Source organism: Spiroplasma endosymbiont of Amphimallon solstitiale (genome assembly GCF_964030965.1).
Lineage (GTDB): Bacteria > Bacillota_I > Bacilli_A > Mycoplasmatales > VBWQ01 > Spiroplasma_E.
In genome coordinates this window covers 645255-659835 of sequence record NZ_OZ034999.1, presented here as the reverse complement: position 1 = coordinate 659835, position 14581 = coordinate 645255, and the positions used below count along the sequence as shown (strand labels likewise).

The 14581-nt window shown below is 23.9% G+C and carries 13 protein-coding genes and 2 pseudogenes; 14 read left to right on the top strand and 1 reads right to left on the bottom strand.

Annotated elements, in window-relative coordinates; all coding sequences use genetic code 4:
• The 5 genes from AAHH39_RS04085 to AAHH39_RS04065 all read left to right on the top strand — a co-directional run bounded on the left by AAHH39_RS04085 (position 1) and on the right by AAHH39_RS04065 (position 7217).
• A complete protein-coding gene (locus tag AAHH39_RS04085) occupies positions 1–1137 on the top strand; it encodes an alpha/beta hydrolase (protein ID WP_342218935.1) in 1137 nt (378 codons plus the stop codon).
• A gap of 7 nt (positions 1138–1144) precedes the next feature.
• Positions 1145–2137, top strand: coding sequence for a lipoate--protein ligase (locus AAHH39_RS04080; protein ID WP_342218934.1), 993 nt, complete (start codon positions 1145–1147; stop codon positions 2135–2137).
• Positions 2138–2225: 88 nt separating this feature from the next.
• Positions 2226–2954: a hypothetical protein gene (locus tag AAHH39_RS04075; RefSeq protein ID WP_342218933.1), complete on the top strand. Its 729-nt coding sequence runs from the start codon at positions 2226–2228 to the stop codon at positions 2952–2954.
• 2 nt (positions 2955–2956) lie between these two features.
• A complete protein-coding gene (locus AAHH39_RS04070; protein ID WP_338974972.1) occupies positions 2957–3661 on the top strand; it encodes an ATP-binding cassette domain-containing protein in 705 nt (234 codons plus the stop codon).
• Between the two features lie 865 nt (positions 3662–4526).
• Positions 4527–7217: an endo-beta-N-acetylglucosaminidase gene (locus AAHH39_RS04065; protein ID WP_342218932.1), complete on the top strand. Its 2691-nt coding sequence runs from the start codon at positions 4527–4529 to the stop codon at positions 7215–7217.
• Between the two features lie 191 nt (positions 7218–7408).
• On the opposite strand, the gene AAHH39_RS04060 is transcribed toward AAHH39_RS04065, so the two are convergent.
• Positions 7409–7630 carry a hypothetical protein gene (locus AAHH39_RS04060; protein ID WP_342218931.1) on the bottom strand — a complete coding sequence of 74 codons (222 nt, stop codon included), beginning with the start codon at positions 7628–7630 and terminating at the stop codon, positions 7409–7411.
• Here AAHH39_RS04060 and AAHH39_RS04055 point away from each other — a divergent pair.
• The 9 genes and pseudogenes from AAHH39_RS04055 to AAHH39_RS04010 all read left to right on the top strand — a co-directional run bounded on the left by AAHH39_RS04055 (position 7629) and on the right by AAHH39_RS04010 (position 14580).
• Positions 7629–8075 (top strand): hypothetical protein, encoded by a 447-nt coding sequence (locus AAHH39_RS04055; RefSeq protein ID WP_338978984.1) that lies wholly within the window; start codon positions 7629–7631, stop codon positions 8073–8075. The two genes, AAHH39_RS04060 and AAHH39_RS04055, sit on opposite strands and share 2 nt — an antisense overlap.
• 258 nt (positions 8076–8333) lie before the next feature.
• Positions 8334–9398, top strand: a complete 1065-nt coding sequence (locus tag AAHH39_RS04050; protein ID WP_342218930.1) for an alpha/beta hydrolase — start codon at positions 8334–8336, stop codon at positions 9396–9398.
• Positions 9399–9472: 74 nt separating this feature from the next.
• Complete coding sequence (locus AAHH39_RS04045; protein WP_338979568.1) at positions 9473–9808, top strand: hypothetical protein; 336 nt, start codon at positions 9473–9475, stop codon at positions 9806–9808.
• Between the two features lie 37 nt (positions 9809–9845).
• A pseudogene (locus AAHH39_RS04040) lies at positions 9846–10133 on the top strand (lipoate--protein ligase family protein); the annotation flags it as partial.
• Between the two features lie 138 nt (positions 10134–10271).
• Positions 10272–10904, top strand: coding sequence for a lipoate--protein ligase (locus AAHH39_RS04035; protein WP_342218928.1), 633 nt, complete (start codon positions 10272–10274; stop codon positions 10902–10904).
• Between the two features lie 127 nt (positions 10905–11031).
• The gene (locus AAHH39_RS04030; RefSeq protein WP_342218927.1) at positions 11032–11223 is read left to right on the top strand and encodes a lipoate protein ligase C-terminal domain-containing protein; all 192 of its coding nucleotides are present in this window, start codon (positions 11032–11034) and stop codon (positions 11221–11223) included.
• Position 11224: 1 nt separating this feature from the next.
• A pseudogene (locus tag AAHH39_RS04025) lies at positions 11225–12418 on the top strand (NADH-dependent flavin oxidoreductase).
• Positions 12419–12618: 200 nt separating this feature from the next.
• Positions 12619–13059, top strand: a complete 441-nt coding sequence (gene msrB / locus AAHH39_RS04015) for a peptide-methionine (R)-S-oxide reductase MsrB (RefSeq protein ID WP_338957257.1) — start codon at positions 12619–12621, stop codon at positions 13057–13059.
• Positions 13060–13422: 363 nt separating this feature from the next.
• On the top strand, positions 13423–14580 hold the full coding sequence (locus tag AAHH39_RS04010; protein WP_342218924.1) for a thiamine pyrophosphate-dependent enzyme: 1158 nt from the start codon (positions 13423–13425) through the stop codon (positions 14578–14580).
• Position 14581: the final 1 nt, after the last annotated feature.

Here is a 14581-nt window from a genome sequence, read left to right as displayed (position 1 = left end):
ATGGTTAGTAATGAAAAATATTTAAAACTTAGAGCAAGAATGACTTTACCAGTTAAAGAAAGTAAATACAAAATTGCTTGATGATTAAAAATTATTTTGATATTTACTTTTCCATTATGGATTATTCCTTTTTTAATTACTAATTTTTTTATTGGTTTGATGATGCGAAATGTTATGGAAAATTTTCAACGAATTGGACGAAGTACTAATCCAAATTTTGATAAAATTGATCTCAATACTTTGAGTTTTTATAATCGAGATATGGAATTACAAAATTCTCTACAACTAATGATTGATGATAGTAATTGGGATATGATGGAAGCACAAGATATGACGATAACTACTTATGATAATCGCTTGTTATCAGCTTTTTTCATTAATAATCATCAATCTAATAAAAATCATAAATGAATAATTGCAACTCATGGTTGACAACAAAATCGCTATAGCATTTTATATTTAGTTAAACATTTTTATGAACAGGGATATAGTATTGTTACTTATGATACAAGAGGTCATGGTAGTAATAATATCCATGATGCAATTACTTTTGGTAATAAAGAAGCAGATGATTTATATGCTGTTATTTTAAGTCTTAATAATTATTTAGCAGAAACAGATTTTAAACAACCTCCTAATATTACTTTAATTGGTAATAGTATGGGTGCCAGTACTGTTTTGGAAACAATATCTCGATTTGATACTGGTAAATTTGGTGTTAAATGTGCAATTTCTGATTGTGGATTTGATAGTTTTAGTCATATTATTAAAATTATGGGTAAACAATACTTTAACCTTCATTGATTTTGATTTTATTATGGTGTTAAATTTTTCTTTAGGTTAAAAGATAAATTTAATATTAATAGTATTGATCCTATTAATAAATTAAAATATTGTTCTTCAATTCCTGTATTATTTATTCATGGTAATGATGATGAAACTGTACCAGCAACAATGTCACAAAAAATGTATGAAGAGAAAATAAATTATGAAGAAGAAACAATAAGTGAATTATTAATTATGCCATCTGCTAAACATATAAGAGCCGTCACTACCGATTATGATACATATTGCAAAACTACTTTAAAATTTGTTAATAAATGAACAAATTTTAAAACCGAAGATAAAGGAGATTAAATTAATAATGATTTATTATATTAATAATAGCAAAGACCCATATTTTAATTTAGCAGCCGAAGAATATTTGATTACTAATCCTTATATAACTGATGAAATCTTATTATTATGACAAAATAATAATACTATTGTTGTTGGTAGAAACCAAAATACAATTGAAGAAATTAATAATGAATATGTAAGAACAAAAAAAGTTAATGTTGTACGAAGATTATCTGGTGGTGGAGCTGTTTATCAAGATTTAGGAAATTTAAATTTTACTTTTATTCTTGATAAAAATAAAGATAATGGTCGTAATTATGCTCTTTTTACAAAACCAATAGTTAATGTTTTACAAAATCTAGGTTTAAATGCTCAATTTAGTGGTAAAAATGATATTTTAGTTGATGATAAAAAAATATCGGGTAATGCCCAATATACATATAAAAATCGAATTTTACATCATGGTACTATTCTTTTTAATGTTGATATGCAAATGTTACCAAAAGTATTAAAACCTGATTTGGATAAATTAAAATCAAAAGGTATTAAATCAGTACAAGCACGAGTAACAAATATTTTACCATTATTAAATCCACCAATAACAATTGAAGAATTTCAAAATTTAATTATTGAACAATTAAAAAGTACAAAAAATACAAAGATTATGGAATTTTCTGAAAAAATGATTGCTGATATTGAATCATTAGCAAATACTAAATATCGAACTTGAGATTGAGTTTATGGTAAATCTCCAGATTTTGATTTAAAACATAAAACACTTTTTCCTAGTAAAGGAACTATTCACGTTTGAATGAATGTTAAGGCAGGAATTATTGAAAATATTAAAATATATGGTGATTTCCTAGGGTCAGCAGGTACTACTAGTTTAGAAAAAAAACTAGAAAAACAAAAATATAATGTAGCAACTATTACTAATATCATTGAAAATGCTAATATTAACGAAATTTTTGGTGAAAATTTTCTTGCTGAAGAAATCATAAAAAGTATAATAAAATAATGAATAAAATTCTTATTTATGATATACTTACTTTTATAACTAATATTAAAGAGGAAATATGAAGAAATATTTATGGATTTTATTTATAATGTTTATTTTTATAACACCAATTAGCAATGTTATTACATTTTTAGTAAATAATAGTTTTGATCAAACAAATAGTATAAATGATATTCTTTATCCAACACGTGGTTGACCAAAAAAAGATAGAAATCAATTAAATGTTTGACAATTTTTATATCAAGATGCTATTGATAAAGTAGGTAAAACCAATGATAATATTGTTAATGGTTTTAATAATTTTTATCTTGCTGAATTTGATAAATACCGTGATTCAGCAAGTAAAAATGCTGGTAAACCTGGCTATGATGAAATTGGTATACCAACAGCAGATATTAATGATTATATTAATAATAAAATTATTCATTCACAATCAATGCAAATATACATGGCCTTAACATTGCGAACATATTTTATTGAGTTTACTATTAATAAAATTAATGATCCAAGTAGTAATTATATTAATGCAAATGAATATTTAAACTTATGAGTTATGAAGTATTTTGAATCTGGTTTTTATTTTCAATGAGTAAAAATTTGAATTCAAGATTTAGGTAGAACAATTGAAAAATCAATTGATATTGATTTTTATACTTTTGATAAATATGTGGAACGAAATAACAAAGGTGAATATATGTGAAATAAACCACCCATTGCCAATACAGTAAAGCCACTATTAATTTTGGATTCTGATATGAAAAAAATGTTTAATCAATTATATGAAGAAATTTTAAATAATAATTTACAAGGAAAATAAAAATGATTATTCTAGAAAATATAAGTAAAAATTATGGTAAAAATCAGGTTTTAAAAAATATTAATTTAGAGATACCTGCTTCACAATCACTTGCTATTTTAGGTGCTAATGGTTCTGGTAAAACTACTTTGGTTGAAATTATTTCACAAGTTTTAAAACCAACATCAGGTAAAGTATTATTTCTTGATGATGTTGGTAAAAAGGTTAGTCGGAAAATTGGTGTTCAATTTCAAGAAGGTTATTGACCAGTTGGTACACGAATTATTGATTTAATTAAATTTTATAAAAATAAAAAATATATTAAAAGTGAAGAAGGCAAAGGATTAATTGATGTTTTTGAGTTAAATGATATTTTGAAAAAAGAAATTTCTTTACTTTCGGGTGGTCAAAGACAAAGATTTAATTGTTTTTTATCAATTTTAAATGATCCTGAAATTTTAATTTTAGATGAGTTAGTTACAGGTTTAGATTTAAAAATGCAAATTAAACTTGTTAATTTTATTAAGTCATGAAAAGAAATTAAAAAAATTAATTTATTAATTGTTTCGCACACACCAGAAGAAGTTGAATTACTTTGTGATCGGGTAGTAATTTTAAAAAATGGTGAAATTTATCAAGACCAAAGTATTGATGCAATTATAAAAAAATATGGTAGTTTACGTAAAATGATGGTGGAGTATTATCAAAATGAAGTTAATGGTAACTAAAGAATTATTCAAACAAAGTACTGTTTCTAAATTTTCAAGACTTTTTTCTTTAATTTCAAAAGTAATTTTTGGAAATCCTAGAACTTATATTTTTGTATTTTTATTAGGTTTTTTAATTTCTGCATTATCATCGTGATTATGAAATAATTATAGTTATTATCAAATTTTACCCCCCATTTTGTTAAATTTTTTATCAATATCAGTTTTTATTTCATCTTTTTATTTAGGAATATTTATGATTGAGTGGCGAAAGAAAAACTTTTTAAAAAGAATAAAAATAATTGGTATTAATGAATATTATATTATTTTAACAATTTTTTTATCAAATTTAATAATGGTATCATTATCAGTAAGTATTAATATTATTTGTTATAATATTTATTCTTTAATTTCAATATTTAATTTTCATCTAAATTTACTTTCTAATATTAGATGATTTATTTGAATTTTCTATATATTTGCTATGATATTATTAACATTTTTTTTAACAGTTGCTAACATATTTATTACAACATTTTTTCCTAAGTTTAATTTATCATTTGTAATGCTTGCTATTTTTACCATATTTTTCATTATTTTTTCGGATGTTTTAATTCAACCAACAGTAACTAACAATAATTTAATATTTATTGTTATTGGTTATTTGTGTCCAACTAAATATTTTATTTGGTTTAATATGTTGATTACTTCATATCAATTTTTAGATTCACTAGGAATAAGTCAAATTATTCAAAATTATAATGAAATATCATTTGTTGTTTTTACTAGTATTTGGCAAACATTAATTGGAATCTTGATATTTACTATGTTGTTTTCTTATTTATCAAAAAGATTTTTTAATTGAGGAATGAAAGGATAAAAATTGATGAAAAAAATATTATTACTTTTTGGTGTTTTTAGTTTAATTTCTGCTCCTGCTAGTTTAGTAGTTGCTTGTAATATTGGTAGTTTAGATGGTAGTGATTATTTAAATGGTTTACCAAATTTTGACTGAACAAATTCAGATTATGGAGATGGTATTAATTTTGATAATACTAACTCGCAAAATATTATTAATAATATTGGTAATATTAATGATTTAGGAAATGTTAAACCAAGCAATACTGGTCATTATTTAAATTATTCAAAATTTAATACTGGTTTTCAATGAACACAAAACATTAAAAAACAAGCAGTGACTGGCATTCCTTTGAATAAAGGTTTTATGCCTAATGGTAATTATGCTTCTGATTTTGGAATAACTTCTTCAGCTCGAAAATATTTAAGAATGAATTCAATTTTAGATTGGAATCCACAAAAAGACTATGATGCAAAGTATAATCGAGCAACAGTACCTTTACAGAAACGTCAATTTGTAGCAACATACAACTCAAGTAACCAAGATGAAAATATTAATTATAATCAACTAGGATTTTCAACACGAAAACATCGTACTTTTGATAATACAATAGTGGGGACAAAAAATCCATTTGAAAATACACCATTAAATTGACAATATACTAATTATTTTATTAATTGATCAGGTTCTTGATTTGAAGGGCCAATTGTTCCACCACCAGCTGATGTTATTGATAGTGCACACATTAATGGAACACCAATATTTGGTAATCTTTTTCTTGATGGATATCATGGTTTAACAAAAGAAATGTTAAAAGATTTTCTTAGTAAAAATAGTGATGGTACTTATAAAATAGTTGATATTTTAATTAATATTGCTAATTATAATGGCTTTGATGGTTGATTTATTAATAATGAATCAAACGGTGCTGCTCCCAATGGTACAGTTTTAGATTATAATGTTATGGCCGAAATTATTAAAGAATTTAATTATAAGGTAGCTACTGCTAGTGATCCAAATATTCAATCATTAAAAATAATTTTTTATCGTAATGGTGCTACAGTTTCAAAAAGTGTTAGTGGATATAATGATATAGAAACATTAAAAATGGCAGATAGTGGTTATTGTAAAACTAATGGTGAAGTTACACCAACTGATATTCAATTAACTTTTGGTGAAACACCAGATAAAACAACATCATTTTTAACAGATTATCCAAATTATAGTGGTAAAAATTTAAATACTATTCTTGATGCTGGAGCTAATGCCCAATTTTTTGGAAGTTATGATTTTCGACAATTAGGTTATGCAGAAACAATGATTGCTGGTAAACCTCAATATAATAAAAATGTGTATACTGGAATTTCTGATTTTTTAGATAATGGTGCTGGAACATTTGGATCGTATGCTTATAATTGAGCTAAAAATCATAATGTTAATGGTACTAGAGCTTATTTATTTGCGACACAAACAACAAATTTATTTAATAATATTCAATTTTCAGGAACAAATACTTTTATTAGAAATAATAATATTGGTATGCAAGCAAATAATAATGCAAATGATTATCAAGGTTGAAATGCAAGTGATAATTATCAAGAGGCAGCATTTATATCGGATCCTAGAATAAAAACTGCAGTTACTAAAGGAAAACCAAATTCATTTGTTAAAGATACTATTTATAATTATTTAACTAATAATGGTTATAACTCATCAAGTTATGGCATTGGTGATTTAGTTAAAGAACGAACTACTTTATTTGATGATAATCAAATTTTAAATAAGAAAACTAATTTTTCAATGGGTAGTGGTATTAAGTTTGTTAATCATGATCAAAATGGTAATAGTATTGTTGCTAATGATTATCCATGAACAAATCGTAGATTAACTGATATTTTACCAACTTATCAATGAAAAATTTATGATGATGCTCATCCAGAACAACCATTAGATATCTCTAAAATTTCTGGTTTTTATGATTATGATCAAGTGTATGAAAAAGGAAATTCAATTGCTATTGGTTCGGGTTTTAATGAAGAAGGTAGTATAGTTAATGGCTATTGAAATACAAATAAAGTTTATGATTGAGATATTATGGGAACTAATTTAATTAAAAATAACCATCAAATTAGTTTTATTTATAATACTAATGGTGATAATAATGCTAAAGTTAATTTTTTAGTTACTACTACTGATCAAAAATCGTTAATAGCAAACCGTCAAACTTTTTCACCAAATAATGAAGAAAAGTTACAAGGTGGTTGAGTTAAAATTACTTTAGATTTAAAGAAAATTGGTGGTATTAATACTTTTAATCGTATTTCTAAATTAGGATTACAAATTAAAGCAACTAATAATAATTTTAAGTTTAATGTTGGTGAATTTGAAATAAATAGTCCAACAACTAATAATCAAATCAAAGAAAATACAGTAATTTCAAATCCAAAATCAGAATACGTAATTAATCGAACAGTTAATAATCAAATATTATACAATGCTCGTTTTCAATGAGATGCTATTAATATTGAAAATTTAAGTTATTATACTATTTATTATTTTGATGAAAAAAAATGATATCGTGTTGGCGAAACTAGTCAAAACTATTATTTTTTAAAAAATTTAAAATCTATTCATAATCAGTTAAAATTAATGATTAAACCAGTTTATAACAATAATGTTATTGCTCAACAATCATTTGTATTTAATATAGAAATTTAAAGGTGAAATATGAAAAATAAAAATAGTATAGTAATTTTTAGTCATTGTATAAGTTATATGTTTAAAACGATTTTAAAAACATTTAGAACTTATATTTACTTTTTAATAATGCCTGTTATTTTACTTAGTTTAGTTTATTTTTTAACATCACAGTCAATTATTAAATATAATCGTTATATTATAGTTTCTAGTTATATTTTATTACCAATATTATTTAATATTTTTTTAATTGGTCATCTTATTTGTCAATGACGCGAATCAGTTTTTTTAAAACAATTACACAATTTTGGTATCAATAAGATTGCATTTATTTTAAGTTTATTAATTGTTATTTTTGTTATTTCTTTTTGTACAGTATTTATATTACTTGGATATTTATTTTTTCTTGATCAGTTACAAGGAACTAATATCATGACAGTATGAATATTAGCAATGAAAACTTTTTCACAATGATTTGGTCTTATATTTAGTATTAGTCTAAATATTATTGTTATTTTTTTCTTGGCTTTATTAATTTCTGGTTCTATAAAAAATCCTTATATAATTCAAACAATTAATATAATTATTTTTTTAACTTCTATTTTATTTGGTGACTTTTTTATTGATATGACATATACAATTTCAACACCAACCATTATTATTGGATATTTTGTACCACAAAAATATATAACTTGAATTAATTTTATTTTTTATAGTCAAAGTGATAAAAATTATTATAATTTTTTTCAAATTGTTCCTTCAGTTGATTATAAACTATCATTTACCAATATTTATCAACCAGTATTTTCTTGCCTAACATTTATTGGTTTGTTTGCTGTTGGATCATATTTTTCTTTTTTACATGGTACTAGAAAATAAGCAATTAAAAAAAATATATTCTTATTTTTTAATTTTTAAAAATACAATAAGTGTATTTAAATATTGAATAATATATTATTTTTATAATTAAAAAAAGAAAAATTATGAAATTTAAAAATAGATCTTGAAAAAAATATTTTTTAAGGAAAATTAGATTGTAACAAAAAAAGGACACGGTACATAAGAAATAAAACTAGTTATTTTTTTAATCAAATATGGATTTGATACAAATTTGTTAGATAGGAGAGACTGGGAAATATGAAGGTAATAAATGATTCTGTTAGTGACGAAATTTTAATGAATGGTTATCAAAAATTTTGTTATTCTTTTAGCAAAATTTTATTAGTTATTTTATTATTTCCTTTTGTTTATTTTTATTCAAAAAAATATCAAAAACAATTTTTTAAATTTTGTTTTACTTATCAAAAAGAAGGAAATGTTAAAATTAATGATGATCAATTAGTTGATATTAATAGTTTTGATCATCATTATTATGATTGTAAGATTAAAGAACTTAATAAATATGGTTATCCAATTGATTGAAAAAAAGAAAATTATCAAGAATTTGTTATTAAAAATAATAATAATGAAGATATTAGTTGTTTAGCTGTTATTCAAAAAAATAAAAGCAAGAAATGAGTTATTGGCTTTCATGGTTGAACTGAAAATAAATATTTAGCTTTAAGGTTAGTGTCTTGATTTTATCAAGAAGGATATAATATTTTAACATTTGATAGTGTTGCTCATGGTAAAACTTATGGTCAATATAGTGATACCGGTCTTACTTGTGCGCAAGATGTTAATTGTTTAATTAATTGATTAAAGACTAATTATCAAGTTGAAACAATTGGTTTAATTGGTAATAGTATGGGCGCATCAACAATTAATTATTATTTGTTGAATTATGCACCAATCAGTTCAATTAATTGAGCAATTACTGATTGTGGATTCTCTAATCTACTTGTTCAATTTCGTTACGTCATGCAATATCGTTATAAAAAACCTTGATGATTAATTAGTAATGGTATATCTAAAAGATATCAAAAATTTACAAATACAAATATTTTAGAATATGATTTATTAAAAAAACTAAAAACAGGATTTAAAGTTCCTACCTTATTAATTCATGGTAAAAAAGATGATTTTGTCCCATTTTTCATGGCTAATGTTATTCATAATTTTCAAATTAAAGGTAATAATAAAAATTATAATTATTTATTTTTAGAAAATATTGGTCATGTTGAAACTTTGCCAAATGCTCATCAAACTTATATTAATGAGATAAAAAATTTTATCAATAAATATGAAATGAATAATAATTAGATAGAGTTAAGAAAAGTTACTATAGTCTTAATTTATTCATTGAACATTTCTTATTTTATTTTAGGGGGTAAAAAATGAAAAAAAATGCAAATTGTTTAATAATAGAAAAAAGAGATAATATATACATAATTAGTCCTACACCCAAATTACAAGATGATATGGGTATGGCGTGTTATGTTAAATATAATACAGAAAATGATGTAGTTAATAAAAATGATTTAGTATTAACAGTAGAGGCTTCAAAAGCTATTTTGCATGCGCGCAGTCCACTAACAGGAAAGGTTTTGGAATATAATCAAAGAGCAATTGAAAATCCAACTCTTTTCAATTCAAAAAAGTCTAAAGATAATTGAATTTTGAAATTAACAGATGTAGTTGAAAAAGAATTTTTAGAACTTGAAGATAATTAAAATTGATTTACAAACTTAATAAAATTGGAGGAATATTATGATTTTAATTGAACCTATAAGAAATGGTAAATATATCAAAGATGGAGCTTATGCTTTAGCGATTCAAGTATGAGCACTACATAATTTAAAAGTAAAAAACAAAACGATAATATTTCCTTTTATTTGTGATCCTCATATTCAATTGGGATATTTTCAAAATCCAGAGGTTGAAGTTAATAAAGAATATTTGGATAAAAATAATATTCCAGTTGTGCGTCGTTATACTGGAGGAGGAGCTATTTTTATTGATTCAAATTCAGTAAATTTTTGTTTTTTAATTCCATTAAATTCTTTTAATTATGTAGAAAAGTATGGATGACCAAAAATTATTCATCAATTTACACTTAAAATATTATTTTTAATTAAAAATTTGTTAAAAGTAACATTATTTAGTGTAAAAATTCTCTAAAAATAACACTTTATCATGTATCATTACTTTTCTACAAAATTAAAGTTAAATTCTAATACTAATTCGATTTATGCTAATTACCAAGAATTCTATAAGCCAATTATAAAAGTGCTTAAAGATATGGGAATTAAAAATATCATGCAAAGTGGAAAAAATGATTTGACAATTAATGGTAAAAAAGTTTCTGGAGCAGCTATGTTAAAAGAAGATAATATTATTTATGGTGGTTATTCATTACTTTATGATATTGATTTGGATGCTATGATCTTGGCACTTAAACCAAGTCGTAAAAAAATTGAATCAAAAGGAATTAAATCAATTAATCAAAGAGTAGATAAATTAAAAAATCACCTTAATGAACAATTCAAAAAATTAACTATTTTTGAGTTTAAAGATGAAATTATTAAACGATTGATGAATGTAGAAAAAATAGCAGATGTTGAACGATACGTTTTATCAAATGACCAATGCCTAGAAATTGACAAGTTAGTTGATCAAAAGTATAAGAATTGAGAATGGGTTTATAGTTTAAGTCCCCGCTATCAATATAATCGTGAAGCACATTTAGAAATTGGAACAATGAATATTTCATTAATAATTGATAATGGTAAAATTAAAAGTTGCAAAATTAGTGGTGATTTTTTTTAATTATGTAGAAAAGTATGGATGACCAAAAATTATTCATTAATTTACACTTAAAATATTATTTTTAATTAAAAATTTGTTAAAAGTAACATTATTTAGTGTAAAAATTCTCTAAAAATAACACTTTATCATGTATCATTACTTTTCTACAAAATTAAAGGATTTTTTTGCTACAAAAGATTTAACTATTTTTGAGAAAGGTCTTGAAGGTACTAAAATGATTAAACAAGATTTAAAAATAAAATTACAAGAATTGGATATTTCTTCATATTTTTTAAAGAAAATAGATAATGACCAATTTTTAGAATTAATTTTGAGTTAACATGAATAAAAAATATTCTAAGTTATTTTCACCAATCAAAATTAAAAATTTTGTTTTTGATAATCGGTTTGTGCTTTCACCAATTACCTTAAATGTTTCTAGTTATGATGGTTTTGTTAGTAAAGAAGATATTGATTATGCTCTTAAAAGAGCTCATAGTGCATACTTAGCGATATCTAGTGCTGCTTATATTAATTTAGAGGGACAAATTTTTGAATTTGGTTTTTCTGCTGCTAATGATGAACATATTGATTCATTAAAACAAGTTGCTAATGCTATGAAATCAAAAGGTGCAAAAGCTATTTTACAATTAGCACATTTAGGTCGTTTTTCTATAATTAGTTTAAATCGTTTAGGTTATGTAGTTGGACCTTCTAAGCAATCTTTTATGTATCCTTTTCCACATGAAGTTCAAGAACTGAGTATTAAGCAAATCAAAGAATTAATTAAAGATTATCAAAAAGCTACCTTAAGGGCTATTGAAGCTGGTTTTGATGGTGTCGAAATTTCTTCAGCACAAAAACTTTTAATTCAAGCTTTTTTTTCAGTAATTAGTAATCAAAGAAATGACATTTATGGTAATCAAAATTTAGAAAATCGTTCACGTTTGGGATTAGAAATTTTACAAGCAGTAAGAGAAACAATTGATAAGCATGCTACTGAAAATTTTATTTTAGGATATCGAGCTACAGCTGAAGAAACTAGAGGTCAAGAAATAGGTTATCCAATTGAAGATTTTTTACAATTCATGGATCAAGTATTAATAAACATTAAAATTGATTATTTAGCACTAGCTAGTTGGGGAAGAAATATATAAATATAAAGTTCAATCTCAGGGGAAATATTTTAATCAATTAGTGAATAAAGTTGTTTATCAACACATTAATCAACGTATTCCTGTTATTGTGAGTGGCGGTATAAATAGTCCTGATAAAGTTTAGAAGCCTTAGAATATGGGGATATGATAGGATTATCTTCTGTTTTTGTAGCCGAACCTGATTTTGTTAGAAAAATAAAAACTATGCAAATTGATAAAATTAATTTACATATTACTGAAAAAGATATTGAAAAATTAGCTATTCCTAAAGCTGCTTTTAAGGAAATGGTTAAACTTATGGATTATGGTGAAAGTTTACCTAAAGATACTAGGGATGAGTTAAGAAAGTTAGAAAATAATTATTCAACTAAAAATTAATATTTTGTTTAGAAAAAGGCTTTAATTTTGTAGAAAAGTAATGATACATGATAAAGTGTTATTTTTAGAGAATTTTTACACTAAATAATGTTACTTTTAACAAATTTTTAATTAAAAATAATATTTTAAGTGTAAATTGATGAATAATTTTTGGTCATCCATACTTTTCTACATAATTAAAAGAAAAAGGTAATAAAAATATGAAACAAAAATGAAAAATTAAAACTATTAATGAGTTAACTACTTTACAATATGAAGTTATTATAAATTCAGTAACGGAACTTCCTTTTAAAAATAAATATTGAGATAATAAGGAAAAGGGAATTTATGTCGATATTTTATCAGGTGAACCATTATTTGCATCATCAGATAAATGTAATTTTGGTCATGGCTGACCAAGTTTTACAAGACCAATTAGTGAAATAGTTATCCTTAAAAAGGAAGATAATACTAACCTAATGTTGCAGCGTACTGAAGTACGTTCTAAAAAAACTGATATTCATTTAGGACATGTTTTTAAGGATGGTCCACAAAAAGAAGGCGGTTTACGCTATTGTATTAATTCAGCAGCTTTACGTTTTATTCCATTATCAGAAATGATTACAGAAGGATATGAAGAATATTTATCTTACATTAAATAAAAATATTTTTATTGTATATTTATTATCTTGATAATGTTTTATGATTATAAATTTTATTATAAAGTCCTAATTTTATTAGGACTTTATGTTGTAAAAAATAAATAAACAATGATATTATGATTTGAATTATTTTTTCTGTTTTGTTTATTGTTAGAATATATTTTTCATTTTTACATGATAATAGGAAATAAAAAAATTAGGATATTAATAAAACCGGAGATAAATTAATATTTTAGTACAAATTATCTTGAACCAACAATTATTAGTAGTATAATGAAAAGGTATGTTCATTCATTATTTTAAAAATTAGTATAATTAAAAGTGTAACTGCAATTAGCTAAAATATTTAGGAGGAAAATTTAAATGTGAGTTGAGAAATTTGATAATCCACAAAAAGAAATTTTTCAAATATTAAATGAAAAAGGAGTAATTAATCCTAATTTTGTTGATTATTTAAAAAAATTTGATAGTAAGGTTTTATTAAAAGCATATGAAAACATGTGTTTTTCACGAATACAAGAACAAATGCAAATGGAATTAAACTATGAAAAAGATGAAAAAGGACAAGTTAAATTAGTAAATGGAATTCCAAAAGTAATCGGAAAAGTTATTAACTTTTTATCTTCAAAAGGTCAAGAAGGTATTGAAGTTGCTTATGCTAGTTGCTTACGACCAGGTATTGATTGATTAGTACCAGCCTATCGTAATAATGCAGCATGAATTACTGCTGGATATCCAGTTGAAAAAGTAATTCAATATTGATTAGGAAATGAAATGGGAAGTCAAATGCCGAAAGGTGTTAATATTTTACCAGTTAATATTCCAATTGCTACTCAATATTCACATGCAACAGGTATTGCTTTTGCTGAAAAATATAAAAAAGATAAAGGAATTGTTATTACTACGATTGGTGATGGTGGTACTTCTGAAGGTGAGTTTTCTGAAGCAATTAATTTTGCTGCTATCCATAAATTAGCTGTTGTTTTCTTTGTTGAAAATAATCAGTGATCATTAGATACACCAACTGCTAAAGCAACAATGAGTCCAACTTTTGCACAAAAAGGAATAGCATTTGGCGTACCTAATATTCGTGTTGATGGTAATGATTTTTTTGCTGTTTATTATGCTACACAAGAAGCAATTGAAAGAGCAAAAAAAGGTAATGGTCCTTCATTAATTGAAGCTGTTACTTATCGTCAAAATGCGCATTCTGCTTTTGATATTAAAAAAGATTATTTTTCTGCTGAAGATTATAAAATTGAACAAGAATGATTAAAAAAAGATCCAATTGATCGTATTAGAGAATATTTAAAATCAATTAAGCTTTGAGATGACAACAAACAAGCAGAATTAGATAAACAAATTACTAAAAAGGTTAATGATGCAATTACTTGAGCATTAAAAAATGAAAATGTTTCAATTGATGAAATATTTGATTATACATATGAAAAATTAACACCACAATTAATAGAACAAAAAGCAGAAGCAAAAGCTTTCTTCAATGAAGGAGAGAAAAAATAAT